At 37.8% G+C, this 22,417-nt stretch carries 25 protein-coding genes, 1 pseudogene and 3 riboswitches; of the genes and pseudogenes, 24 read left to right on the plus strand and 2 right to left on the minus strand.

All coding sequences use genetic code 11. The features are described 5' to 3' along the window. The first annotated feature begins 19 nt into the window (after positions 1-19). The 7 genes from nikB (at position 20) to JTI58_RS21220 (ending at position 4,636) form a co-directional block, all read left to right on the plus strand. Positions 20-973, plus strand: coding sequence for a nickel ABC transporter permease (gene nikB, locus JTI58_RS21190; RefSeq protein ID WP_243456177.1), 954 nt, complete (start codon positions 20-22; stop codon positions 971-973). 2 nt (positions 974-975) lie between these two features. Next, positions 976-1,785: an ABC transporter permease subunit gene (locus JTI58_RS21195; protein ID WP_243456178.1), complete on the plus strand. Its 810-nt coding sequence runs from the start codon at positions 976-978 to the stop codon at positions 1,783-1,785. 13 nt (positions 1,786-1,798) lie between these two features. Next, the gene (locus JTI58_RS21200; RefSeq protein WP_205443556.1) at positions 1,799-2,572 is read left to right on the plus strand and encodes an ABC transporter ATP-binding protein; all 774 of its coding nucleotides are present in this window, start codon (positions 1,799-1,801) and stop codon (positions 2,570-2,572) included. Positions 2,573-2,582: 10 nt separating this feature from the next. After that, entirely contained in the window at positions 2,583-3,389 is an 807-nt protein-coding gene (locus JTI58_RS21205) for an ABC transporter ATP-binding protein (RefSeq protein ID WP_243456180.1), read from the plus strand. A gap of 190 nt (positions 3,390-3,579) precedes the next feature. Next, entirely contained in the window at positions 3,580-3,945 is a 366-nt protein-coding gene (locus JTI58_RS21210; RefSeq protein WP_205443558.1) for a DUF2089 domain-containing protein, read from the plus strand. Between the two features lie 13 nt (positions 3,946-3,958). After that, entirely contained in the window at positions 3,959-4,345 is a 387-nt protein-coding gene (locus JTI58_RS21215; RefSeq protein ID WP_205443560.1) for an SHOCT-like domain-containing protein, read from the plus strand. Between the two features lie 9 nt (positions 4,346-4,354). Beyond that, a complete protein-coding gene (locus tag JTI58_RS21220; protein WP_205443561.1) occupies positions 4,355-4,636 on the plus strand; it encodes a hypothetical protein in 282 nt (93 codons plus the stop codon). A 55-nt stretch (positions 4,637-4,691) separates the two neighbouring features. Here the strand turns inward: JTI58_RS21220 and JTI58_RS21225 are convergent, their stop codons facing one another. Then, positions 4,692-5,177, minus strand: a complete 486-nt coding sequence (locus JTI58_RS21225; protein WP_205443563.1) for an NUDIX hydrolase — start codon at positions 5,175-5,177, stop codon at positions 4,692-4,694. Positions 5,178-5,425: 248 nt separating this feature from the next. Continuing rightward, positions 5,426-5,621, plus strand: a riboswitch (cobalamin riboswitch). Positions 5,622-5,813: 192 nt separating this feature from the next. Here JTI58_RS21225 and mmgD point away from each other — a divergent pair. The 15 genes from mmgD (at position 5,814) to JTI58_RS21300 (ending at position 20,597) form a co-directional block, all read left to right on the plus strand. Continuing rightward, entirely contained in the window at positions 5,814-6,938 is a 1,125-nt protein-coding gene (gene mmgD, locus JTI58_RS21230; RefSeq protein ID WP_205443564.1) for a citrate synthase, read from the plus strand. Between the two features lie 98 nt (positions 6,939-7,036). After that, positions 7,037-8,470: a 2-methylcitrate dehydratase gene (gene prpD / locus JTI58_RS21235; RefSeq protein ID WP_205443565.1), complete on the plus strand. Its 1,434-nt coding sequence runs from the start codon at positions 7,037-7,039 to the stop codon at positions 8,468-8,470. A 64-nt stretch (positions 8,471-8,534) separates the two neighbouring features. Next, positions 8,535-9,449 carry a methylisocitrate lyase gene (gene prpB / locus JTI58_RS21240; RefSeq protein ID WP_205443566.1) on the plus strand — a complete coding sequence of 305 codons (915 nt, stop codon included), beginning with the start codon at positions 8,535-8,537 and terminating at the stop codon, positions 9,447-9,449. A 42-nt stretch (positions 9,450-9,491) separates the two neighbouring features. Then, complete coding sequence (locus JTI58_RS21245; protein WP_205443567.1) at positions 9,492-11,150, plus strand: acyl-CoA dehydrogenase FadE; 1,659 nt, start codon at positions 9,492-9,494, stop codon at positions 11,148-11,150. A gap of 27 nt (positions 11,151-11,177) precedes the next feature. Next, positions 11,178-11,963 (plus strand): enoyl-CoA hydratase-related protein, encoded by a 786-nt coding sequence (locus JTI58_RS21250; protein WP_205443568.1) that lies wholly within the window; start codon positions 11,178-11,180, stop codon positions 11,961-11,963. Positions 11,964-11,977: 14 nt separating this feature from the next. Then, a complete protein-coding gene (locus JTI58_RS21255; protein ID WP_205443569.1) occupies positions 11,978-13,042 on the plus strand; it encodes an enoyl-CoA hydratase/isomerase family protein in 1,065 nt (354 codons plus the stop codon). Positions 13,043-13,166: 124 nt separating this feature from the next. Further along, positions 13,167-13,355, plus strand: a riboswitch (cobalamin riboswitch). Positions 13,356-13,557: 202 nt separating this feature from the next. Then, entirely contained in the window at positions 13,558-13,752 is a 195-nt protein-coding gene (locus JTI58_RS21260; protein ID WP_205443570.1) for a hypothetical protein, read from the plus strand. Continuing rightward, a complete protein-coding gene (locus JTI58_RS21265; RefSeq protein ID WP_205443571.1) occupies positions 13,746-14,405 on the plus strand; it encodes a hypothetical protein in 660 nt (219 codons plus the stop codon). The genes JTI58_RS21260 and JTI58_RS21265 overlap by 7 nt, the downstream gene beginning before the upstream one ends. A gap of 300 nt (positions 14,406-14,705) precedes the next feature. After that, positions 14,706-14,883: riboswitch (cobalamin riboswitch) on the plus strand. A gap of 117 nt (positions 14,884-15,000) precedes the next feature. Next, positions 15,001-15,225, plus strand: a complete 225-nt coding sequence (locus JTI58_RS21270; protein WP_205443572.1) for a glutaredoxin family protein — start codon at positions 15,001-15,003, stop codon at positions 15,223-15,225. Beyond that, entirely contained in the window at positions 15,222-15,581 is a 360-nt protein-coding gene (gene nrdI / locus JTI58_RS21275) for a class Ib ribonucleoside-diphosphate reductase assembly flavoprotein NrdI (protein ID WP_205443573.1), read from the plus strand. The genes JTI58_RS21270 and nrdI overlap by 4 nt, the downstream gene beginning before the upstream one ends. Then, entirely contained in the window at positions 15,578-17,671 is a 2,094-nt protein-coding gene (nrdE, locus tag JTI58_RS21280; protein ID WP_205443574.1) for a class 1b ribonucleoside-diphosphate reductase subunit alpha, read from the plus strand. The genes nrdI and nrdE overlap by 4 nt, the downstream gene beginning before the upstream one ends. After that, positions 17,659-18,627, plus strand: coding sequence for a class 1b ribonucleoside-diphosphate reductase subunit beta (gene nrdF / locus JTI58_RS21285; protein ID WP_004229921.1), 969 nt, complete (start codon positions 17,659-17,661; stop codon positions 18,625-18,627). The genes nrdE and nrdF overlap by 13 nt, the downstream gene beginning before the upstream one ends. Before the next feature lie 12 nt (positions 18,628-18,639). After that, positions 18,640-19,077, plus strand: coding sequence for a dUTP diphosphatase (gene dut, locus JTI58_RS21290; RefSeq protein WP_205443575.1), 438 nt, complete (start codon positions 18,640-18,642; stop codon positions 19,075-19,077). A gap of 70 nt (positions 19,078-19,147) precedes the next feature. Next, on the plus strand, positions 19,148-19,474 hold the full coding sequence (locus JTI58_RS21295) for a hypothetical protein (protein WP_243456182.1): 327 nt from the start codon (positions 19,148-19,150) through the stop codon (positions 19,472-19,474). Between the two features lie 190 nt (positions 19,475-19,664). After that, complete coding sequence (locus JTI58_RS21300) at positions 19,665-20,597, plus strand: hypothetical protein (protein WP_205443576.1); 933 nt, start codon at positions 19,665-19,667, stop codon at positions 20,595-20,597. Between the two features lie 153 nt (positions 20,598-20,750). On the opposite strand, the gene JTI58_RS21305 is transcribed toward JTI58_RS21300, so the two are convergent. Further along, on the minus strand, positions 20,751-21,242 hold the full coding sequence (locus JTI58_RS21305; protein ID WP_205443577.1) for a PaaI family thioesterase: 492 nt from the start codon (positions 21,240-21,242) through the stop codon (positions 20,751-20,753). A gap of 155 nt (positions 21,243-21,397) precedes the next feature. Between JTI58_RS21305 and JTI58_RS21310 the strand changes: the two are divergent. Next, a pseudogene (locus JTI58_RS21310) lies at positions 21,398-21,631 on the plus strand (cupin domain-containing protein); the annotation flags it as partial. Positions 21,632-21,715: 84 nt separating this feature from the next. Beyond that, a complete protein-coding gene (locus JTI58_RS21315; protein ID WP_205443578.1) occupies positions 21,716-22,312 on the plus strand; it encodes a hypothetical protein in 597 nt (198 codons plus the stop codon). The last annotated feature ends 105 nt before the right edge of the window (positions 22,313-22,417 follow it).

The following is a 22,417-nucleotide window of genomic DNA, read 5'->3' on the forward strand; positions in this document are numbered from 1 at the left end:
TTGAGTAGGAAGTGACAGCATGTATGAGTCGACATGGATGTTTTGTTTAAAAAGAATTTTGACATTGCCCTTTGTCTTATTAGGCGTTTCCATCCTAACCTTTGTATTTATTCGTTTCGTTCCAGTAGAGCCTGCTGAAGTCATTCTACGTTTGGCAAGAGTTGCGCCAACAGAGGAAGCCATTCAGGCATTACGTGAAGAACTAGGGACGGACAAGTCGTTTCTTCTTCAATATTTACTATGGGGAAAAGGCGTATTACAGCTAGATTTCGGCACATCTTTTGTTAGTAAATTACCCGTGGCACATGAGCTACTTGCGAAATTACCCGCAACCATTGAATTAGCGATTGCTGCGTTTGTCCTCATTTTAGGGCTAAGTATCCCATTTGGGGTGATAAGCGCATTGTATAAGCACGCTATCATCGATAAAATCATTCGATTCTTTACCATCCTGAGTGTGTCGATTCCAACCTTTTGGCTAGGTTTCCTACTACTCTATTTATTCAGCTTGAAATTAGGATTCTTTCCGACAAATGGGAAGGGCACACTATCTCATTTAGTTTTACCTGCATTCACTCTGGCTTTACCAACAATTGGCTTGTTCGTTCAATTTATCCGTTCAACCATCCTAGAAGAATTACAGCAGCAATATGTTCAATATGCACAGTTAAGAGGATTAAAACGCTCTGTGATTCTTATGCGTCATGTGTTGCGAAATGCTGCTATTCCATTGACATCCCTGTTAGGCATGACCCTTGGGAATCTACTAGGTGGAGCCGTCATTGTGGAGCAGGTTTTTAGCTGGCCAGGACTCGGCAGGTACTTAATAGAATCCATTATGAACAGGGATTACCCAGTTGTACAATGCTATGTATTAATTATCGCTGTAATCTATGTGCTTGCCAATTTATGCACAGATATATTGCATCGTTTATTGGACCCTCATCTAATGATGAAGGGCAGGAGAGATTAAAAATGAACTTCGTACGAACAAAAAGTAGCAATTTGATAGGATTCATTAGTCTATCGCTCCTTGTTATCATTGGCTTGTCGGGGCTATTTGCGCCAATTTTAATGCCACACGACCCTTTAGCTGTCGATATAGCTAAGAAATTTTCGGTTCCGTCTTGGGACTATCCATTAGGTACAGATCATTTAGGAAGGTGTATCTTGTCACGCCTCCTTTTAGGTATTCGTTATTCATTAGGATCAGCGCTCGTCATTCAGCTAGTTGCCATTGTTTTAGCTATCCTACTAGGTGCTTTTGTAGCGTTGAAAAGGGGCTTAATCGATTTTCTTTTTATTCGACTATGTGATATTTTATTAGCCTTTCCGACACTTGTACTTGCATTTGGGCTATTAGGTATATTAGGCCCTAGCTTAAAAAATGTTTTAATAGCACTCATTTTTACACAGCTTATTTATTATGCAAGAATGGTCCGAAGTTTGTGTATCGGCATGAATGAGAAAAACTTTGTTCAAGCTGCAAGGATTTCAGGCACTACAGGTATCCAATTAATTAGACGCCATTATATACCCAATATACTGCCATCTATTGTCACGATTGTTGCATTAGATATCGGGAAGGTGATTTTAGAAATTGCGGGCTTTTCCTTTATCGGACTTGGCGTGCAGGCACCGATTCCAGAATGGGGCATGATGATCAACGAAGGAAAGCAATACATGAGACAGCATCCTGAATTAATGCTTTATCCTGGACTTGCCATCATCCTTGTTGTGTTATTGTTTAATCAGTTAGCAAATCGTTTAAAAAAGCTTGATTAGTAAAGGGGAAGTTATGGAGAAAGTTTTAGAAGTGAAAGACCTCACAGTCAAAATGGGGGAGAAAAATATATTAACCTCTATCAATCTGACAGCTTATAAAGGGAGAGTCTTAGGAATTATAGGGGAAAGTGGCAGTGGAAAGACCATGCTTTGCCATGCCATCATGCAAACATTACCGTCCTTAGCACATGTCACCCAAGGTGAAGTACTCTATCAGCAAGAAAATTTATTGAACGTTTCAGCTGCTAAATTGAGAACTTATCGTGGCCGGCATCTTTCGATGATTTTGCAAAACCCATCTACTGCATTCGATCGTATTCAAACGATTGAAAGTCATTTTCGAGAAACATTAAAAGCACACTTTAAGCTGACCAAAAAGGAAATGAGACAGATTGCCCTTGATGCTCTGAATAAAGTCCATTTATCTCATCCAGAGCAGCTTTTGTCCTACTATCCTTTTCAGTTAAGTGGAGGCATGCTACAGCGAGTGATGATTGCCCTATCATTGGCGATACAAGCTTCTCTCTACATTGCAGATGAACCTACGACTGCTCTTGATACTATCAATCAAAAACAAGTATTAACACTTTTTGATTGTATTCGCTCAGAAACAGATGCTGCCATACTCCTTGTCACGCATGATTTAGGTGTCATTGCTGAACTTGCTGACGATGTGGCTGTGATGTATCAAGGAGAAATCATTGAGCAAACGAATGTTTTTGATTTTTTTGATGCGCCTCAGCATCCCTATACAAAGAAGCTTTTACAAGCAAGAATGCTATTTTAGAGGTGAAAAAATGACGTTGCTAGACGTGAAAAATATAGACATGCATTATGCTCAAAGACCAGCCCTATTTCAACGAAGACAAAAAATTCCTGTATTACAAAAGATGTCATTTTCACTTCAGGAGGGAGAATGTCTAGGAATCGTCGGTCAAAGTGGTTCAGGAAAAAGCACATTAGGACGCATTATTTTAGGGATTGAACGACCAACAAACGGAGAGCTGCTCTTTCAAGGTATCAATTTATACGAAGCACCCAGCAAAGAGAAAAAAATGATACGAAGAAATTTACAGGCTGTTTTTCAAAATAGCTATCATTCATTTAATCCAAAACAGACGATTTTCGAAATACTCGAAGAACCGTTTTTGAATTTCGAGCATTTTAGCAAAGCAGAGCGACAACAGAAGGTAAGGGAATTACTAGACTGTGTAGAGTTAGAGTGGGCAATGGCTCAAAACTATCCCTCACAGCTAAGTGGGGGACAGCAGCAACGAGTCAACATCGCTAGAGCTCTTGCATTAAAGCCGAAACTGATTGTTTTAGATGAGGCCATTAGTAGTCTTGATATGATTTTGCAAAAGACGATTATAGAACTATTACAATCACTGCAAAAAGAGCTACAGCTTGCTTATCTATTCATTTCACATGATTTACAAGCCACACGTTTTATGTCAGATCGCATCCTAGTGATGCAGCATGGTCAGCTCGTGGAGGAGATTGGGAAGGATGGAGCCTATCAGCATCCCGCTTCACAAGAATTATACAATGCTATTTTGCCATCACACCCGCGAGAAAGAAAAAATAAGGATAGACCAAATTAAACAGAAACTCCATTTTGAATTTTTCAAAATGGGGTTTTCTTAATTATTAAAGCATTTTAGAAATAAAATTAATAATATCAATCATAAAATTAACTTTATTTATATTTTGATTCAAATAATTAATTTTTATTATTTACTTCTTTAAATTCTTTGTTATATAATCAACTTAACTTAAAGGAAGGAGTTCACTATGGCTTATCAAGTAATCACAAATTGCCCTGTCTGCAGTAAAACTTTGAAAATTACCAAGTTACAGTGTTCTCATTGTCACACGACGATTGAAAATGAATTTGAATTATCTAAGCTCGCATCTTTATCAAAGGATCAGCTTCATTTTGTGGAAGTATTTTTAACTTGTCGAGGAAACATTAAAGAGGTTGAAAAGGAACTGGGGGTTTCGTATCCAACAGTTCGTGGCAAGCTAAACGACATTATTTCATCCCTTGGCTATGCTCAAAAGAAGAAAAATGAAGTAGACGAGAAAAAAATTGTAAGCATGTTGGAAAATGGCGAAATCACAACGGATGAAGCCATAAAGCTTTTAAAAGGCGAATAGGGAGGAATAGACCATGAAAGAGGAAATTACAAAAGTGTTAACCATGATTCAAGAGGGGAAAATTGATGCGGATAAAGGTTCAGAGCTGATTCAAGTGTTACAACAGAAAGAAGAATCAGGAAACAAATTTGTGGAAAAAACAAAGTATTTAGATAAAACATTAAAGGTCCGTGTTGTATCCACCGAAAATGATAATGTCACGGTGAATTTGCCGATTAAACTTGTCAAAGCCGTACTCATGGCTGGACACAGCATCGCAGCGAGTATTCCACAATCGGAAAAATACGTGAAAGATATCGACATCAATCTTCTTCTTGAAGCGATCGAAAATGAACTAGATGGACAAATTGTAGATATAAAATCGGCAAACGGAGATACCGTTGCAGTCTTCATTGAATAGAGGCGACGAATGATGCATGTAAAAGTGAAAGCAAAAGACGTTCGCTTTACCTTCCCTGTTCCCTATGCTGTGCTAACCATTGTCCTCTCCATTTTAACTTCCAAATGGATTCAGCAACAAGTCAATAAGTGGACAAAGGCATACTTCGATCGAAAGAAAATAGACTTTACCTTTCCGCTCATCGACAAAGAAATGCTCAAGCCGATTATCAAGGAACTACAAAATTATAAAGGGCTCGTGCTAGTCGATGTCAAAGCTCAGGACGGGACTGAGGTTAAGGTTAGACTATAATACCCAACAAAGAATGATTAGAGCATGTTTGAATAAAAAGCATGCTCTTTGTTATTTAAAGAATATCCTTTGCAAAAGAACTATCGAAATCCCACAATGTATCTTCCAGATTGTTTAATAGCAGTTTCGTTCTTTTCTCAAGTTGATCTGGTAGCTCATTTTTACTGAAATAGGTAAGTTTCAAGCTCTCATCATCCTTTATCTCCAATATACCCCTTACATTTTTCGCAATATAAAGATGAATAACTGTATAGACTTCATCCCCATTTGGATATTGGAAATAATAATCTGGCCCTGAAAAAACACCCACCAAGTCAAATTCATTCGCTACAAGTCCTGTTTCTTCATGAAGCTCACGAGCAGCAGCTTCCTCTAACGTTTCGTTTAGTTCCAATGCACCGCCAGGTAATCCCCAATCCAACGTATCTGATCGATGTTGAAAGAGAATTTGCTTGTCATCGTTAACCACAAGAATGGTCGCCCCAATACTGATAATTGGTCTACTACCGATGTGTTTCCTTAACTCTGAAATATATCCCATATTGGTCCCTCCTATAGATCATAAGAAACGATTCGCCTTTCTTCCTTTAAAAACCTCTATTTTCCTTGTAATGCTTAAAATTGGATGTATTGGGATAGATGCACAATCTTTTTTTTGTACAAAATATTGCTAAAAAACGCAGAATAGTTCATCAAAGATGAAAAATAGCTTTTTATAATCAGTCTTTTCTGAATTTTACCTATATTGATTGTTTTGAAAACTCTATGTTAAGGTAAAAAGACAAATTGAATATGCTAAATTTTGGTGGTTCAAATGGGAGTTGATTCTATTTGATTAAAAGGGAAGTTGGTGAGAGTCCAACACTGTCCCGCAACTGTATTTAGGAGCTCGAAAACAAAGCCACTGTTTTGTTTGTCAAAATGGGAAGGTGTTATGAGAGCGTTGATCATAAGTCAGGAGACCTGCCACGAAAAAAAGCATCAATTGACCTACGAGGATAGGGAGGTGTTAGCTACTGCATGATTGTGAATTCATGTAAATTCACTGTTTTTTTGGTCTGTCATGCTTTTGTAGATTAACAACTTCTAGAAAGGGATAGGAGTTGTTTTTTTGTTGTTCTGTCGTGTTTGAATGGTAACGCTTACAAGAATAATTAAACAAAGGGGCTGTCATTAAATGGAGTTAAATTATTCACCAGGTCTTGATGGAATCATTGCCGCTGAAACAAAGTTATCTTTTTTAGACACTGTAGGAAGTCAAATAGTTATTCGAGGCTATGACTTGATTGAATTATCTCAGCGATATTCGTATTTAGATATTGTTTACTTATTGCTGCATGGAGAAATACCAACTACCGAGCAACAGGCTGATCTACAGGACAAATTGAAAGCTCATTATCAGGTTCCACAAGAGCTATTTCAAATTTTTAAGCTATTGCCCACTGAAACACATGCGATGGATGGGCTTAGAACAGGAATTTCCGTTTTAGCAGGCTTTGATCAGCACATCAATGATCGTTCGACTGAAATGAATTTATCGCGAGCATATAGACTTTTAGGTGGTATGCCCAACATCGTAGCAAATAGCTATCGTGTATTAAATGGACAAGAGGTTGTCGAGCCGGATAGTCAACTTTCCTATAGTGCCAATTTTTATTACATGATTACGGGCAGAAAGCCAACTGCGTTAGAAGAAGAAATTTTTGATCAGTCACTCGTTTTATATAGTGAGCATGAGATGCCAAATTCGACATTTGCAGCTCGTGGTGTCATTGCTTCTACACAATCTGATTTGTATGGCGCTTTAACGGGAGCTGTCGCATCATTGAAAGGGAATTTACATGGAGGAGCTAACGAGGCAGTCATGTACATGCTTCTTGAAGCCAAAACAGTAGAAGGCTTTGAAGCATTGTTGAAAAACAAGCTACAAAATAAAGAAAAGATTATGGGCTTTGGCCACCGTGTCTATATGAAAAAGATGGACCCAAGAGCGCAAATTATGAAAGAAGCCTTGCACAAATTATGTTTAGAGCAAGGGGATGATCGCTTATATCACATGTGTGAAGCTGGTGAAAAAGTGATGGTACAGGAGAAAGGGTTGTATCCAAATTTAGATTATTATGCAGCACCCGTGTACTACATGCTTGGTTTGCCGATTGAAATCTATACGCCAATCTTCTTTGGCTCACGAACAATTGGCTTATGTGCCCATGTAATTGAGCAGCATGACAATAATCGATTATTTAGACCTCGTGTCAATTATATTGGCGAGCGTCATAACCTTGAAGAATTGTCGGTATAATCAAGTTTTAACAACTCGCCATAAAGCTAATGGGCATTCTGACCAATGCCCATCAGCATACTAGTATATCAAACTTAAGCCTTGAAAGGAAGATATAGATGATTAAAACAAATGACATAACGAAGACAGATCAATTACTTACAGATATTGCGGATTATGTACTAAATACAAAGATTACAAGTGAAGAGGCGTACGAAACGGCACGCTATGTTCTATTGGATACTTTAGGCTGTGGCATTTTGGCCTTACAATATCCTGAATGCACGAAGCTTCTTGGTCCAGTAGTACCAGGCACAGTCGTTCCTAATGGTACACGTGTTCCTGGAACTTCCTATGTTCTTGATCCAGTAAAAGGCGCTTTTAATATCGGGTGTATGATTCGTTGGTTAGATTACAACGATACTTGGCTTGCGGCTGAATGGGGGCATCCATCTGATAATTTAGGTGGCATATTAGCTGTGGCAGATTATTTAAGTCGCGTGCGTGTGGCAGAGGGTAAGGCGCCTCTTAAAGTGAAAGATGTTTTAGAAATGATGATTCAAGCACATGAAATACAAGGTATTTTAGCACTAGAAAATAGCTTAAATCGTGTTGGGCTAGATCATGTTCTGTTTGTCAAAATTGCAACAACAGCTGTTGTGACAAAGGCATTAGGAGGCACGCATCAGGAAATTGTCAATGCATTGTCCAATGCCTGGATTGATAATTCAAGCCTACGAACATATCGCCATGCACCGAATACAGGTTCTAGAAAATCATGGGCTGCTGGTGATGCAACAAGTAGAGCAGTGCAAATAGCGATGATGGCTGTGAAAGGCGAAATGGGCTACGCAACGGCCTTATCTGCACCAGGCTGGGGATTCCAAGACGTTCTCTTTAATAAACAAGAATTAAAGCTTGCTAGACCACTGACATCTTATGTGATGGAAAATGTACTATTCAAGGTTTCTTATCCAGCTGAATTCCATGCACAAACAGCTGCTGAATGTGCCGTTCATTTACACCATGAAGTGAAAAATCGTTTACAGGACATTGAACGCATTCAAATTACGACACATGAATCAGCAATACGAATTATTGATAAAGAAGGGCCTCTTCTTAATCCAGCTGATCGCGATCACTGCCTTCAGTATATTACAGCTATCGGACTTATCTTTGGTGATATTATTGCAGATCACTATGAAGATGATGTGGCAGCAGATCCTCGTATCGATGAGTTAAGAAATAAAATGGTGGTTGTGGAAAACGCTCAATATACAATCGATTACCTAGATCCTGAAAAACGTTCGATTGCCAATGCTGTTCAAGTTTATTACAACGACGGCACATCATCTGAGCTTATTGAGTGTGAATATCCTTTAGGACACCGTTTCCGTCGTGAGGAAGCATTCCCTCAAATCATTGATAAATTCCAGCAAAACATCAGTACCCATTATTCACAAAAACAATTACGTAAAATTAATGAGATTTGTGCTAAACAAGAGCTTCTTGAAAATAGTGCCGTCCATGAATTTGTTAATTTATTTGTTTAACTTTCTAGGCGATTCTGGACGTACTTATGGCGAGGCATCATTGATTATTAGGGGGTTTTTATAGATGGCGTGGATTGTAAATGAAGCGATAACACAAAAACAACTGGCTGAGCAATTTCAAGCGCTCATTAATCGTTCAACGATTTTGCAAATACCAGGCGCTCATGATGCAATGGCAGGTTTAATGGCTAAAAAAGTTGGCTTTGAGGCATTGTATCTTTCTGGAGCTGCCTACACGGCCAGCAGAGGCTTACCTGATTTAGGAATGATTTATTCCAATGAAGTGGCGCAGCGAGCGAACGATATTATTCGTGCTACGAATTTACCAATGCTCGTGGATATCGATACTGGCTTCGGCGGTGTACTAAACGTTGCCCGTACAGCGCGTGAAATGGTAGAGGCAGGGGTTGCTGCTGTACAGCTAGAAGATCAAAATCTACCAAAAAAATGTGGTCACTTGAATGGAAAAACGCTTGTTTCCCAGGAGGAAATGATACAAAAAATAAAGATGATTAAGCAAATAGCCCCTACTTTAGTGATTGTTGCCCGCACAGATGCGAGGTCTGTAGAGGGCTTAGAACAGGCGATCTTAAGAGCTAAAGCCTATGTAGCAGCTGGGGCAGATGCTATTTTTCCGGAGGCGTTACAAACAGAAAAAGAGTTTAAACAATTTGCCCGTGAGCTGGATGCTCCCTTATTAGCTAATATGACTGAATTTGGACAAACGCCTTATTATACCGCTAAGGAGTTTGAAAAAATGGGCTATTCGATGGTGATTTATCCCGTTACATCCATGAGAGTTGCAGCCAAAGCCTATGAGCAAGTGTTTACCTTAATAAAAAACACAGGAACTCAGAAAGATGCTATTGAGGATATGCAAACGAGAAGTGAATTATATGAAACCATTTCCTATTACAAATTTGAAGATTTAGATAGTGAGTTGGCGAAAACCATCTTACCGAAAGAGGAAATAAAGTAGGAGAAAAGTTGTTTTTCTCCTTTTCTTTCAAGGAGGGCTAGTATGGATAAACTAGAGGACAAAATGACCATCTTTACACCAGAGGACTTTCAAGATGAGGAAGAGCTCATCGCAAAAACCGCAGAGCTCTTCATTAAACAGGATGTCTCACCTAATACTACAGCTATTGAAAAGCATCAATATGAAGTTACTCGTCAGTTATTTCAAAAAGCAGGTGACCTTGGTTTACTAGCCATTGAGATACCCGAAGACTATGGGGGGCTGGCACTCAATAAAAAAATTTCAGGGCTCGTTGCAGAAAAAATGGGCTATGGCGGCTCATTTAGTGTCTCTTACAATATTCATGCAGGAGTCGGCACATTGCCCTATGTCTATTTTGGAGATGCGTCACAAAAGCACAGATACTTACCAAAGTTGGCCTCAGGTGAATGGATTGGAGCCTACGCACTGACTGAGCCAGACGCAGGTTCAGATGCATTACATCCCAAAACAAATGCGATTTTAAATGGAGATGGCTCTGCATGGATCTTAAACGGTGAAAAGCAATGGATTACCAATGCGCAGCTAGCAGATATCTTTGTTGTTTTTGCCAAAACAAGTGAAGGCATGACTGCTTTCATTGTAGAGCGTACCTTTACAGGGGTATCTGTGGGACAGGAAGAAGAGAAGATGGGTATTAAGGGATCTTCGACGGCTACCCTTATATTAGAGGATGTTAGCGTACCGAGGGATAATGTACTTGGCGAGGTTGGAAAAGGTCATAAAGTGGCGATGAATATATTGAATATGGCACGTCTAAAGCTAGCTTTCTCCAACATCGGCACTGCCAAACAGGCTCTACAATTAGCTGTGAATTACGGGAAGGAACGGAAGCAATTTCACAAGCCAATTGTTGATTTTACTATGATACAGGAAAAGCTTGCGGACATGTCCATTTCGATATATGGGGCAGAAAGTGCTGCCTATCGGACAGCTGGAGAAATGGATGATGCGATTGAGTTAGCTAGTAAAGAGTCGATGGTTCATAAAATAGCCGATTTCGCTTTGGAATGCGCCCTTAATAAAGTCAATTGCTCAGAAGCCCTTGGCAAAATTGTAGATGAAGCTGTACAAATACATGGTGGCTATGGCTATATGCAAGATTATGAGGTAGAACGATTGTATCGTGATGCGAGGATTAGCCGTATTTTTGAAGGGACAAACGAAATCAATCGTTTAACCATTGCGAAAATGTTATATAAAGAATATACACTCGCACCTTCTACGTATAATGCGCCTGAAGCCTATAAGACAGCTGAAATAAATCAGCAATACATCCAGCTTTCCAACTATTTAAGGCAAATAGCTCTTACTGTCATTACAGGCGCACAGATCCATTTGGACCAAGAGCAGGAATACATGCGTCTGTTGGCTGATATAGCGAAGGATCTTTATGTTATGGAAGCTTCTTTACTGAGAACTGAAAAAAACGTAAATGAAAAAACGAAGCACTTGATGACTGATATTATCTGTCAGGAGGGCTACCGTAAAATAGAAAAAAGTACAATTGATATTATTTGTGCTGCTGAAACAAATGAACAAAAGCGAAAAATATGGCTAGATGCTATTCAACAACTAAACATCCCGCTTCATCAAAATCTCTTTATGAAAAAGCGAGAGATTGCTAGAAGTATTATTAACAATCCAAAATCGATAAGTTAATTGTTATTAAATAGGAGGGAAACGATAATGGTCGATACTTTTGCCAATGTAAGCAAGGAAGGTGCCATCACGATCATTCATTTAGATCATCCACCAGCAAATACTTTATCATCCGCATCGATTGAAAATCTTCGACTCATTCTCAAAGAGTTAGCTGTGGACGAACAAACGAATGCTATCATTATGACAGGCTCTGGACGATTTTTTGCCGCTGGTGCAGATATTAAGGAATTTGTTTCTGCCTTTGGGCAACAAGAAAAAGCATTGCAGATGGCTGAGAGAGGTCAAGCGCTATGTGATGAAATTGAAGCCATGAAAAAGCCTGTTATTGCTGCTATTAATGGTCCAGCTCTTGGAGGAGGATTAGAGTTAGCATTAGGCTGTCATTTCAGAATTGCATCAAGTAATGCCATTGTTGGTTTACCAGAATTAAAGCTTGGCTTATTGCCGACATTCGGGGGAACTCAACGATTGAGCAGAATCACGGGGCAAGCAAAGGCACTACAATTGATTTTAACAAGTAAACAACTAAGTGCCGACGAAGCACTACAATTAGGCATTATTCAACTGGTGACAGAACAAGAGGAGCTTCTGCCAACTGCAAAAGCGATTGCGCAGTCCTTTGTTGAGGGTAAAAGTATGACAAGTGTGTCCCGTACAATTGAATGTGTCATACAGGGCGGCAAAGATCATCTCCAAAATGGGCTAGAACTTGAACGAACACGTTTTGCAGAGTTGTTTTTAACAGAGGATGCTAAAGAAGGGGTTCAGGCATTTATTGAAAAAAGACAGCCAGACTTTAAACATTCTTAAAGGAGGGAATCGATATGACGAACGAAGTACTATTTTCTGTCAGTGATGGCGGCGCAGCAACCATTACACTAAATCGTCCTAAAGCCTTAAATTCACTTTCTACTGAAATGCTAAAGCCCATCGGAGAGAAACTGAAGGAATGGCAAGCAAATGACCAAATTCAGCTAATCATCCTAAAAGGAGCTGGTGAGAAGGGATTTTGCGCAGGTGGTGACATTAAAACACTTTATAAAGCTCGCTCCAGTCAGGAAGCTTTCAAAAATGCTGAAATCTTTTTTGAAGAAGAATATCAAGTAGATATGGCGATCTACCACTACCCTAAACCCATTATTGCCTGCCTTGATGGCATTGTCATGGGAGGTGGGGTCGGGTTAACCTATGGGGCAAGCCACCGAATCGTTACTGAACGAACGAAATGGGCTATGCCAGAAATGAATATTGGCTTCTTTCCGGATGTTGGAGCTGGTTATTTCTTAAATCAAGCACCAGGCTATGTAGGATACTACTTAGCCTTAACCGCATCGGTCATCCAAGCTGCGGATGTTCTCTTTACCAATGGCGCAGATTGCTACATGACAAGCGATCAGTTAGACACTTTCCTAGCGCGCATTGAACAATTAGACTGGCATACATTGGAGACCAGCACAGCTCTAGGCCAATTAATGGAGGACTATTCAAGTACACCTTTAACAAACAGTGACCTTGCCAACCTCCAACATAAGATCGATCAGCATTTCTCAAAAAATACCGTGGAAGAGATAGTTGAATCCTTAGACAATGACGCAAGTAAATTTGCGCAAGAAACAAAGCAGTTCCTTCTATCTAAATCTCCATCATCGTTAAAGATTACGTTAAAGCAACTGATAGATGCTCGAGATAAGACATTAGAGGAATGCTTTGCGACAGATTTAATCTTGGCTAAAAACTTTTTAAGACATGAGGATTTCTTTGAAGGTGTACGCTCTGTCGTCATTGATAAAGACCGAAATCCACAGTATATCTATCAAACATTCAATGAATTTACAGATAAAGACCTAGAAAATTTCTTTCAAGATCGTAATGCGACAGTAAAAAAGTAAAAACAAGTGGATTTTCTATTGATAAACGTTGAAACCATCTACTATTTAAAAGGTAGATGGTTTCTTGTTTGTAGTGATATGCGAAGTAAGTTAGCAAAGAGATTGATATGTTATACTATAAAAAACGGAATAACAGGATAAAGGTACAAATTCATAATGAGTTTGTTTAAAAGGGAAGTTCGGTGAAAATCCGGCGCTGTCCCGCAACTGTAATTAGGAGTACATTTTCAAAGCCACTGTTCTGTCATGTAATGGGAAGGGAAAATGTGTGATGATCATAAGCCAGGAGACCTGCCTTTGTCTAGTACAGCCAAAAAACCTACGAGGATAGGGGGTGTTGAGTGTGACGAATTACCTTCATCATACTCATAGTGCGACAACCAAGAAAAGGGTCTCTATTCAGTATAGACGACTTATTTTATATTGGTTGAAGAACTATGTAGTATTTAAGTCATAGCTAGCATCTTACCTAAGGGGAAAGATGTTTTTTTTATGAACGAATAGGAGTGAACAAAATGACATCTCATTCAATTTTATTTTATGAAAATCAGTTAAAGCAGCAAATAATGAACAACCTTTCTAGTGAGCACATGATTTCCCTACAAGTTTATATCAAAATATTAATACAAGAAAATCCTGATGATTACAAAAATATTAATTATGCCTATTTAAATATAAAACGTGAGTTAGTCGGGGCAATAGAATGCTGATAGATGAAAAAATTTTAGAGGATAGCATTGATATTGATCAAGATACTCTATTTAATAATTTGGATCATTTTGAGATTGAGAGATGCTTTGTATTAGAATATTTAGAAATGCTGTTAAAGTGGAATAAACAAACAAACGCTATTTCTGAAGAGAAACTTCAAAAGCTTTGGATGAAACTGATAAGAAAATATAAATTTTCTCTTGATGAATGGGAAAGAAATGCTGGAAATACGAATATTCACTCGTATCTTGTGAAAGAACAAGGGCATGGTCTACAAAAATTAATTCGTTTTTACAGGGACCGTCATGGAGTGAAATGGTTAGAAAATGCCTTTGATTATGGCATGACATTGCTAATGAAAGGTGGGGAAATGCCAGCATTAGAAATGTTTTTCCTCACAAATTTAATATGTTACAAGTGGCAACTAGACTACTTAGAGGATAAAGAAGTGCAATATTACTTTTCTCATTCAGTAAATGGGAAAGTGAAAGAGGTCTATGATCGTTTTAGGGCTTACGATAGAGAACAGAATCTATTAACTGCAACTAAATTATATAAGCTTTTATCCAAATATAATCCTCAATTTCATACAAATTCTGCTGCAACGCCGGAATTTTATAAGGAATTGGCCCTGTTTATTGTAAAGCACTAATAGATGTTCGTAGTGTCAAACAGTCTATTTTTCTTCAGAATATAGACTGTTTCCATAGCTATTCAAGATTATTTTAGGCATTCTATAAATGAATAGTTTTACTGTAGATAGAATTTAATAGAAAATCTCGTACATCGTTTAAAATATCTATTTTGTTTAGGTATAAGTAATTAGTGATAATCTATTTCGAACTACATAATCAAAAATACTGAATAATCCAAAAATAAAGAAGTTTAGAATCTAGATTTACTTTTCATTTGAAGGATGGTAAACTTAAAACTATTGAACAACAACAATATATTGTGTTCGTTTTACTAAGGTACTACTATATGTAGTTTAAAAGGGAAGTTCGGTACAATTCCGACGCTGTCCCCGCAACTGTTAAGCTGACGATGATAGCATCCACTGTGCATGCGCATGGGAAGGAAATCAGAGAATGAAGCAAAGCCAGGAGACCTGCCTTTATAAAACAAATTAATCATTTCTTCGGGGATTAAGAGATGGGAACGTCGGTATTTTTAGTATGTTAACGTTTCCATTTTAGCTATCTCTCTTAAAGAGATAGCCTTTTTATTTTATGAAAAGAGGGATTTCTATGAAACTTTATACGAAAACAATTTGTCCAAAATGCCTGTGGGTAAAATCTGAATTACAACGTGCAGGACTTGAAGCAGAAATTGTTAACATTGATCACGATGAACAAGCTAAGCAAACCATTATAGATGCAGGTTTTTTAAGTGTGCCTGTTTTAGAAATGAATGAAACCTTTATAGGAGATGTTCAGGAAATTGTTTCTCAAATTGAGTTGATTACCCTATGATCGTTTATGCAAGTCGTACAGGCAATGTCCGAAATGTTGTATCCAAATTAAAGGCAGAAGCTATCGAGCTCTCTGAAGAATTGCGACTGAATAAGCCGTATCTTTTAATTACCTACACAGATGGTTTAGGTGACATTCCAGCGAAGGTGCAACGCTTTTTAGAAAAAAACAGAGATTTTTGTAAAGGAGTAGTTGCCAGTGGCAATAGTAACTTTGGCCATCATGTATTTGGCGCTGCTGGTGAGAAAATTGCTACTACCTATCATGTACCCTTAGTAAGGAAATTAGATTTACGAGGCAATCAAACAGATTATGAAGCAATACAAACGTTTTATGAAACGAGGGTAATGAGATGAAAACCTATTTAAAGCTTAATAATGACGTACTGAATCGTTATAGTACAACTGGATTACTTGAGTTAGAAAAAGATCGTGAAGCTACGCGCCGCTACTTTTTAGAGTATGTCAACGTACGTTTGCGTTATTTTATAGATATTGAGGAAAAAATCCGCTATTTAGTTGATGAGGGCTACTATGAGAAAGCATTTATCGACATGTACGAAATGGAATTTATTAAGAAGTTGTATAAAAAAGCCTATGATTATAATTTCCGTTTCCCATCCTTTATGAGCGCCAGCAAGTTTTATGATAGCTATGCTATGAAAAGTCGTGACGGCGAAGAGATTTTAGAAAAATATGAGGATCGTATTGTTATTATTGCTTTGTATTTAGCTCAAGGCAACACAGCTTTAGCAGAACGTTCTGTCGAAGCGATGATGGAAGCCTATCAACCTGCCACACCAACTGCATTGAATAGTGGCAAGAAAGCACGTGGTGAATTAGTAAGCTGCTTTAAATTATCAATGGATGACTCCATGAATAGTATTGCCGAAAACATTGGCTATTGTTTAGAGCTATCACGCCTTGGTGGTGGGGTTGGGGTCAACTTAACAGATTTACGCCCTTTAGGGGATCCAATTAAAGAGATACTGAATCGTGCAAGTGGTGTCATCCCAGTTGCGAAACTGTTAGAAAATTCTTTCAGTTATTCGAATCAGCTAGGGCAACGAAATGGCTCTGGTGTTGTTTATTTAAATATTTTTCATGCAGATATAGAAAATTTTATTTCATCCAAAAAACCGAATGCCGATGATAAAATTCGCCTCGCAACCCTTTCAACAGGAATTATTATACCTAGTATTTTCTTCGAACTGATGAAACGCGATAAAGATATTGTTTTGTTTAGCCCATATGATATATATAAAGAATATGGCAAACGTATGTCTGAGATCTCCATCTCAGAAATGTATTACGAGCTACTTGATAACCCTAAAATTCGTAAAATCAAACGTTTGAATGCACGTAAGCTTTACACAGAGGTGAAAAAAGCACAATTTGAATCGGGCTATCCGTTTGAAATCTTTGATGATAATGTCAATAAGGTACATCCTTTAAAAAACATTGGTCGCGTAAAAATGTCCAATCTATGTACCGAAATTCTGCAAGTGCAAGAGACAAGTATCATTACGGACCAAGATCAACCAAATGACTATGGACTCGATGTATCGTGTAACTTAGGGTCTATTGATATCCATGCAGCAAGTAAAGTCAATGATTTCGGCGCATTAGTCGATACAGCCATGCACTTATTAACGAATGTATCGCAAATGACACATATCAAGAATGTACCGTCAGTTGCAAAAGCCAATCAATTAATGCATTCTGTAGGGCTTGGCTGTATGAACCTTCATGGGCATCTCGTGACGGAGGGCATCTTGTACGGCTCAAAAGATTCGATTGATTTCATGGATCACTTTATGGAAGCGATGAACTATTACTCACTGAAATCTTCGATGGAAATGGCGAAAGAAAAAGCTGCAACCTTCTACCGATTTGAGGACAGTGATTATGCATCAGGTAGCTATTTTGACCAATATATAACTAAGACTGAAGAAGAGCTATCACCTGTTGTGTTGAAAGCACTTGGCAATATTCCAATCATTACGAACAAGATGTGGGAAACGTTAAAGCAGGATGTAATGCAATACGGTCTATTCCATTCCTATCGTTTGGCTATTGCTCCAACTGGCAGTATCTCATATATTCGTAGCTGTACGGCTTCAATCGCACCATGTACAGAGCGCGTAGAGGTTCGTGATTATGCTGATAGTAGAACGATTTATCCAATGCCTCATTTAACAAATGACAACAGCCATTTATATGTGGAGGCATATGATGTAAATCCGTATGATTTAATTGATTTATATGCAGCTTCTCAAAAACACGTTGACCAAGGTATTTCCATGACGCTTTATGTGACGGACAATTGGACAACCGAACAATTGGCTAAAGTATACATTTATGCATGGGTAAAGGGCATTAAATCCGTTTACTATGTTCGTCAACGATTACAAAGCTTAGAGGAGTGTGTAGCATGTCAAATATAATCTATGAGGCCGTCAATTGGAATAAAGCAACAAGTGAGCTTGCCCAAATATTTTGGGATCAGCAATGGAAGCAAATTTGGTTTCCTGAAGAAATTGCGGTCAGTAAAGATATTAAGCAATGGAAAAGCTTTGAACATCAAGACACATATAAAAAAGTATTTGCAGGATTAACCTTACTAGATACTGTACAAACAAATATAGGAATGAATCGTGTTGCCGCTTATACAGACGATTTACAGGAGAAGGCTGTCCTAACTGTTTTTGATGCATTTGAGGCCATCCATGCCAAATCTTACTCTTATATTTTCACAACGCTTTGTACAAATGAAGAAATAGACGAGCTATTTGAGTGGGTCAAGAAAAATGAATTCCTACAGTATAAGGCAAATAAAATTGCAGATATTTATAATAGTATTGAAGAAGGCAATCCAGAGAGTTTATGGAAAGCAATGTTCTCATCCGTCATGCTCGAATCCTTCCTTTTCTATTCTGGCTTTTTCTATCCATTGTACTTAGGAGGACAAGGCTTCCTACGAAACAGTGCTGAAATTATTTCACTTATTTTGCGTGACGAATCTATCCATGGTGTAGCAGTTGGATTTTTTGCTCAAAATCTATTCAAGCAATTTTCAAAGGAAAAGCAAGAAGAGCTACATTTATGGGGCTATGAGTTATTATTAGATTTATATCAAAATGAAATGAAATATACCGATGATATTTATGCGGAAACAGGATTATCGCCTGAAGTGAGAGCGTATGTACGTTATAATGCTAATAAAGCACTAATGAATGTCGGCTTTGAAGCCATGTTCCCAGAAGAGGAAGTCAATCCGATTGTGATGAATGGTATTCGTAATGAAGGCTCCACATATGATTTCTTTTCACAAAAGGGTGCTACCTATGCCAAGGCAAAAGTTGCGCCGATCACAGATGACACATTCAATTTTAATCGTTAAGGATGAAGCACAATGAATCTAGAAGTAAAAATCAAAAAAATTCACAATGATGCCATGCTACCAATGCAAGCCAACCCTGGTGATGCGGGCATGGATCTCTATTCCATCGAAGCCATAGAGATCCCAGCAGGCGTAGCCAAACTCGTTAAAACAGGTATTCAGATTGAATTACCTAAGGGAACGGAAGCACAAATTCGACCTAGAAGTGGACTAGCATTAAAGCATAGTGTAACTGTACTCAATAGCCCAGGCACAATAGATGAAGGCTATAGAGGCGAAATCGGCGTTATTTTAATCAACCATGGTCAAGAACCATTTATCGTAGAAAAATCCATGCGTATTGCCCAAATGGTTATTCAATTTGTTCCATCCATTCAATTAGTGGAAGTAGACGAATTATCTCAAACGGTCCGTGGGGCATCTGGATTTGGAGCAAGTGGTACGAAATAGCTTGGCTATATACAAATAGAAACCTCATAAAGTTTACTTAAAAATCCTGCGAAGATGCAGGATTTTTTTGTTGTCATTTATAATAGCAGAAGGAAATGATAGGGTTCTTATGGAAGAAATGCACCATACTTTTATAAAAAACAAAGGGAATAAGGTCGAACAGCCGGCAAACTTCACATGGTCTGTCCACAGCACCGTGATTGGAGGTTATTATAAAATGGGCCAATATGATTTCCTCAATCAAGAAGGCAGCAGCATAGCTCATTTTGATCTCTATTCATTGGTGCAATCCTCAGACAAACCTTTGACTGGAAAGCCAGACGTTTTGATTTATGATGCAACGGTTGATCAATGGTATGTGTTTAACAAAACAGCTAGTGATGCCATTTTTTCGTAAATGGGAACTGCTGCGAGAAATGGCTTTGTGACAGTTATTAGTAATACCGTTCCATGATTTTGTAAATCCATTAAAAACGCTTTAATGAATGAATAGAAGAGCACATATATTAGTACGAATGATATGTGCTCTTCTTTATTTTGTTATTTAAGGAGAAGAGTTTATTCTATTAAGATAGTGAGGATAAAAAATGAATAGGAAGATTGAAAAATACTATTTAACAGAAGATGAGCTGGAGGTATTTGAAACCTCTTTTCAGTATGGGAATTTAAAGAATGCTAATTATGTTTTTGTTGGGATGGAGGAAGGATTAGGGCGTTTTGGTTATCAAGAAAACCTAGAGGGCAGACTAAATTTTTTAACGAAGCACAATCATTATGTGCATTACATCGATGCTGAACAGGATTATAGAAACGGATGGTATGTAACAGATATTGAAGATTCACCTGCGCTCCTGACAGCCATCAATAGTAGTTTAGAAAATAGAGGAATCCCTATAAGCTGGGAAGTTGATAGAAAAATTTACCCAACCATGAGAATGCAAATTCGTTTAGCTAAGCTACTGGAAACAAATATGGACTTCTCTACTCTGGATTTATTTCAAAGTAATACAGACTATTCTTCGTATCCCTTACATACTAAAGACGGAGCAACCGCAATGTTTGATTGGTACCCTCTACCAAAAAGAAGTAAAAATGATTTTCCCTATATAGTTTCTGGAAAGTTTGACGATTTGAAATCCTATTATCATTATTATGATACTCAAGACACAACTCGAATAAATATTATTAAAAATATGTATGATACGTTGCCATTAAATATTAGTTTCGTTTATGTAGGCATACAAAGGGGAAAATTTAAATTACAAAAGCATTTTGAAGATGTGTTAGGGTTCCAGTTTGCTCCTTATAATACAGGCTTAGTGCCTGCTAGCTTTTCTACACGAATGGACCCTAGCCAGAAGCCTAAGCCTTTTAGTATAGGTCAAAGAATACGAGATGATGGTCACAGACAATTAGCCGTCATGACACCTTTTTGGGGAATGGGTCAATTTGGATTCGACGATATAAATGCAATGGCAGCTTGGGTTTATGAGAAACAAAGCCAATTCAATCTTGCTTAAACAGTTGAATTTGTAAGTTATGGAGAAGAAGAGATTACATTAAAATTGGATTCGGTCTGTCTATAGAGACCTAAATGCAGGAAGAAAGATAGTAGTAAGCTTAAAAACAAGTTAACCTTTGTTAAAGGCTAACTTGTTTTATTTTGAGAAGGGCTAATCATTTTTATTTAGAAAAGTACTAGGCATTACGACAAGAACTACTGTACCGCGAGCACAAAGCGTATCCTGAGCGTAAACTTCGGTTTCAACCTTCCATTTTTTCGGATGAATTTCTTCAACAGTCCCAATTGCTTTTAATGGAACATGTTGTGGTGTTGGCTTGAGGAAATCTACATTAAGGTTAGCCGTTACAAATCGAGGTGGCTCCGCTCCATCACCAATTTCATGTCCATTTTTACGATGCAATGCAAGCGCAGCTGACCCTGTTCCATGGCAATCAATTAATGAAGCAATTAAACCACCGTAAATAAATCCTGGAATACCCATATATTTTGATTCAGGTGTATAGATGGTGATCGTCTTTTCTCCTTGCCAACCCGTGCGCAGATGATGACCATCATCATTCAGTCGGCCACACCCATAACACCAAGCGATGTCATCTGGATAAATATCTTGTATTGCTCTTTCTACGCTTAATTCTTCCATTTTGCTCTCCCCAATACTCTAGTATTATCTGTTTCTAAACGAGCGTTAATCATTTAAGTATAATTAATTATTTCCATTCCATCAACAAAAATCTAAATATTCTATCTATTTTAAATTATTTAAACTAGAAGCATAACTATGAAGAAAACTCGGTTTGGCACTCCCATAAAGTTGGACAAATTTTATTAGTGACAGGTGGGGAGGGCTGGTATCAAGAAGAAGGGAAGTCGGCACAGCTTTTAAAAACGGGAGATGTCGTGAATATTCCACCGAATGTAAAACGCTGGCATGGTGCGACAAAAGAAAGCTGGTTTGTTCATTTAGCCATGACACTTGGTGAAACAGAATGGCTAGAACCAGCATTGGATGAATGGTATACTAAACTATAAAAAGAAAAACGTAACGGATTACTACTTAATTCGTTACGTTTTTCTTTTACCGCGCTGAAGTAGTAATAGAAGGAGACAAAAGGTATGTCATTAGGAAATATAATCGATTGTATTTGTAAGGAAGCAACAAATAGAGACAGTAAAAAATTAGAGCAATTACTAGAACAACTGTATGATGATGAGAGTCCCAAAATACTTGATATTTTCCCTTATCAGATAAAAAGTAATGAAAAATATAGTCAAGTAGAAATATTCTTCGATAAATTAGAGATGATCGATTTCCAACAAAAAACGCAGAATTATCATGCATATCAAAAAAGCCTAGAAAAATTTGAGAGATTTTTTGAATTAATCTGGTTAAGATCATCTGAATTTTATGCATTTTATTATTTACCAGAACCTTTATATAAGGATCAATTGTATTATAAAATCTACGAGAATGAGTGGAATCAAATTATACCTAAAGATCTTACAGAAGGAATTTTATTTAACATTGATGAGTACTCTATGTTAATTTCGCTCATTAAATTAGCTGTTTCGGACCATCTCTATATACATTTCATTATACCTGAGGAGAATATTGTCTTTAGTGGGAACGGATTAGCCTTTTTGATCTATAGCCAACATAATCTTGATTTATTGGAAAAGATAGCTAATACTGAAGGGCTCTATATCCGTTGATCCCATCCGATACGCCAAGAAACAATTAATTTGTAGCTAGTTGACGGTATTTTGCCGTTGACTAGCTTGAAATTTTTGTATTTGTATCGTCTGAATGACTTTACT

The organism is Lysinibacillus fusiformis, from assembly GCF_016925635.1.
GTDB classification, from domain to species: Bacteria; Bacillota; Bacilli; order Bacillales_A; family Planococcaceae; genus Lysinibacillus; species Lysinibacillus fusiformis_F.

Coding starts and splice junctions, on each gene's coding strand:
- JTI58_RS21300 (WP_205443576.1), top strand. CDS start 19,665: ATGAATAGGAAGATTGAAAAATACTATTTAACAGAAGATGAGCTGGAG.
- JTI58_RS21245 (WP_205443567.1), top strand. CDS start 9,492: ATGGATAAACTAGAGGACAAAATGACCATCTTTACACCAGAGGACTTT.
- nikB (WP_243456177.1), top strand. CDS start 20: ATGTATGAGTCGACATGGATGTTTTGTTTAAAAAGAATTTTGACATTG.
- JTI58_RS21220 (WP_205443561.1), top strand. CDS start 4,355: ATGATGCATGTAAAAGTGAAAGCAAAAGACGTTCGCTTTACCTTCCCT.
- JTI58_RS21210 (WP_205443558.1), top strand. CDS start 3,580: ATGGCTTATCAAGTAATCACAAATTGCCCTGTCTGCAGTAAAACTTTG.
- JTI58_RS21260 (WP_205443570.1), top strand. CDS start 13,558: ATGACATCTCATTCAATTTTATTTTATGAAAATCAGTTAAAGCAGCAA.
- JTI58_RS21250 (WP_205443568.1), top strand. CDS start 11,178: ATGGTCGATACTTTTGCCAATGTAAGCAAGGAAGGTGCCATCACGATC.
- dut (WP_205443575.1), top strand. CDS start 18,640: ATGAATCTAGAAGTAAAAATCAAAAAAATTCACAATGATGCCATGCTA.
- JTI58_RS21265 (WP_205443571.1), top strand. CDS start 13,746: ATGCTGATAGATGAAAAAATTTTAGAGGATAGCATTGATATTGATCAA.
- JTI58_RS21200 (WP_205443556.1), top strand. CDS start 1,799: ATGGAGAAAGTTTTAGAAGTGAAAGACCTCACAGTCAAAATGGGGGAG.
- nrdE (WP_205443574.1), top strand. CDS start 15,578: ATGAAAACCTATTTAAAGCTTAATAATGACGTACTGAATCGTTATAGT.
- JTI58_RS21270 (WP_205443572.1), top strand. CDS start 15,001: ATGAAACTTTATACGAAAACAATTTGTCCAAAATGCCTGTGGGTAAAA.
- JTI58_RS21255 (WP_205443569.1), top strand. CDS start 11,978: ATGACGAACGAAGTACTATTTTCTGTCAGTGATGGCGGCGCAGCAACC.
- JTI58_RS21215 (WP_205443560.1), top strand. CDS start 3,959: ATGAAAGAGGAAATTACAAAAGTGTTAACCATGATTCAAGAGGGGAAA.
- prpD (WP_205443565.1), top strand. CDS start 7,037: ATGATTAAAACAAATGACATAACGAAGACAGATCAATTACTTACAGAT.
- JTI58_RS21195 (WP_243456178.1), top strand. CDS start 976: ATGAACTTCGTACGAACAAAAAGTAGCAATTTGATAGGATTCATTAGT.
- JTI58_RS21205 (WP_243456180.1), top strand. CDS start 2,583: ATGACGTTGCTAGACGTGAAAAATATAGACATGCATTATGCTCAAAGA.
- mmgD (WP_205443564.1), top strand. CDS start 5,814: ATGGAGTTAAATTATTCACCAGGTCTTGATGGAATCATTGCCGCTGAA.
- prpB (WP_205443566.1), top strand. CDS start 8,535: ATGGCGTGGATTGTAAATGAAGCGATAACACAAAAACAACTGGCTGAG.
- JTI58_RS21315 (WP_205443578.1), top strand. CDS start 21,716: ATGTCATTAGGAAATATAATCGATTGTATTTGTAAGGAAGCAACAAAT.
- nrdF (WP_004229921.1), top strand. CDS start 17,659: ATGTCAAATATAATCTATGAGGCCGTCAATTGGAATAAAGCAACAAGT.
- JTI58_RS21225 (WP_205443563.1), bottom strand. CDS start 5,177: ATGGGATATATTTCAGAGTTAAGGAAACACATCGGTAGTAGACCAATT.
- nrdI (WP_205443573.1), top strand. CDS start 15,222: ATGATCGTTTATGCAAGTCGTACAGGCAATGTCCGAAATGTTGTATCC.
- JTI58_RS21305 (WP_205443577.1), bottom strand. CDS start 21,242: ATGGAAGAATTAAGCGTAGAAAGAGCAATACAAGATATTTATCCAGAT.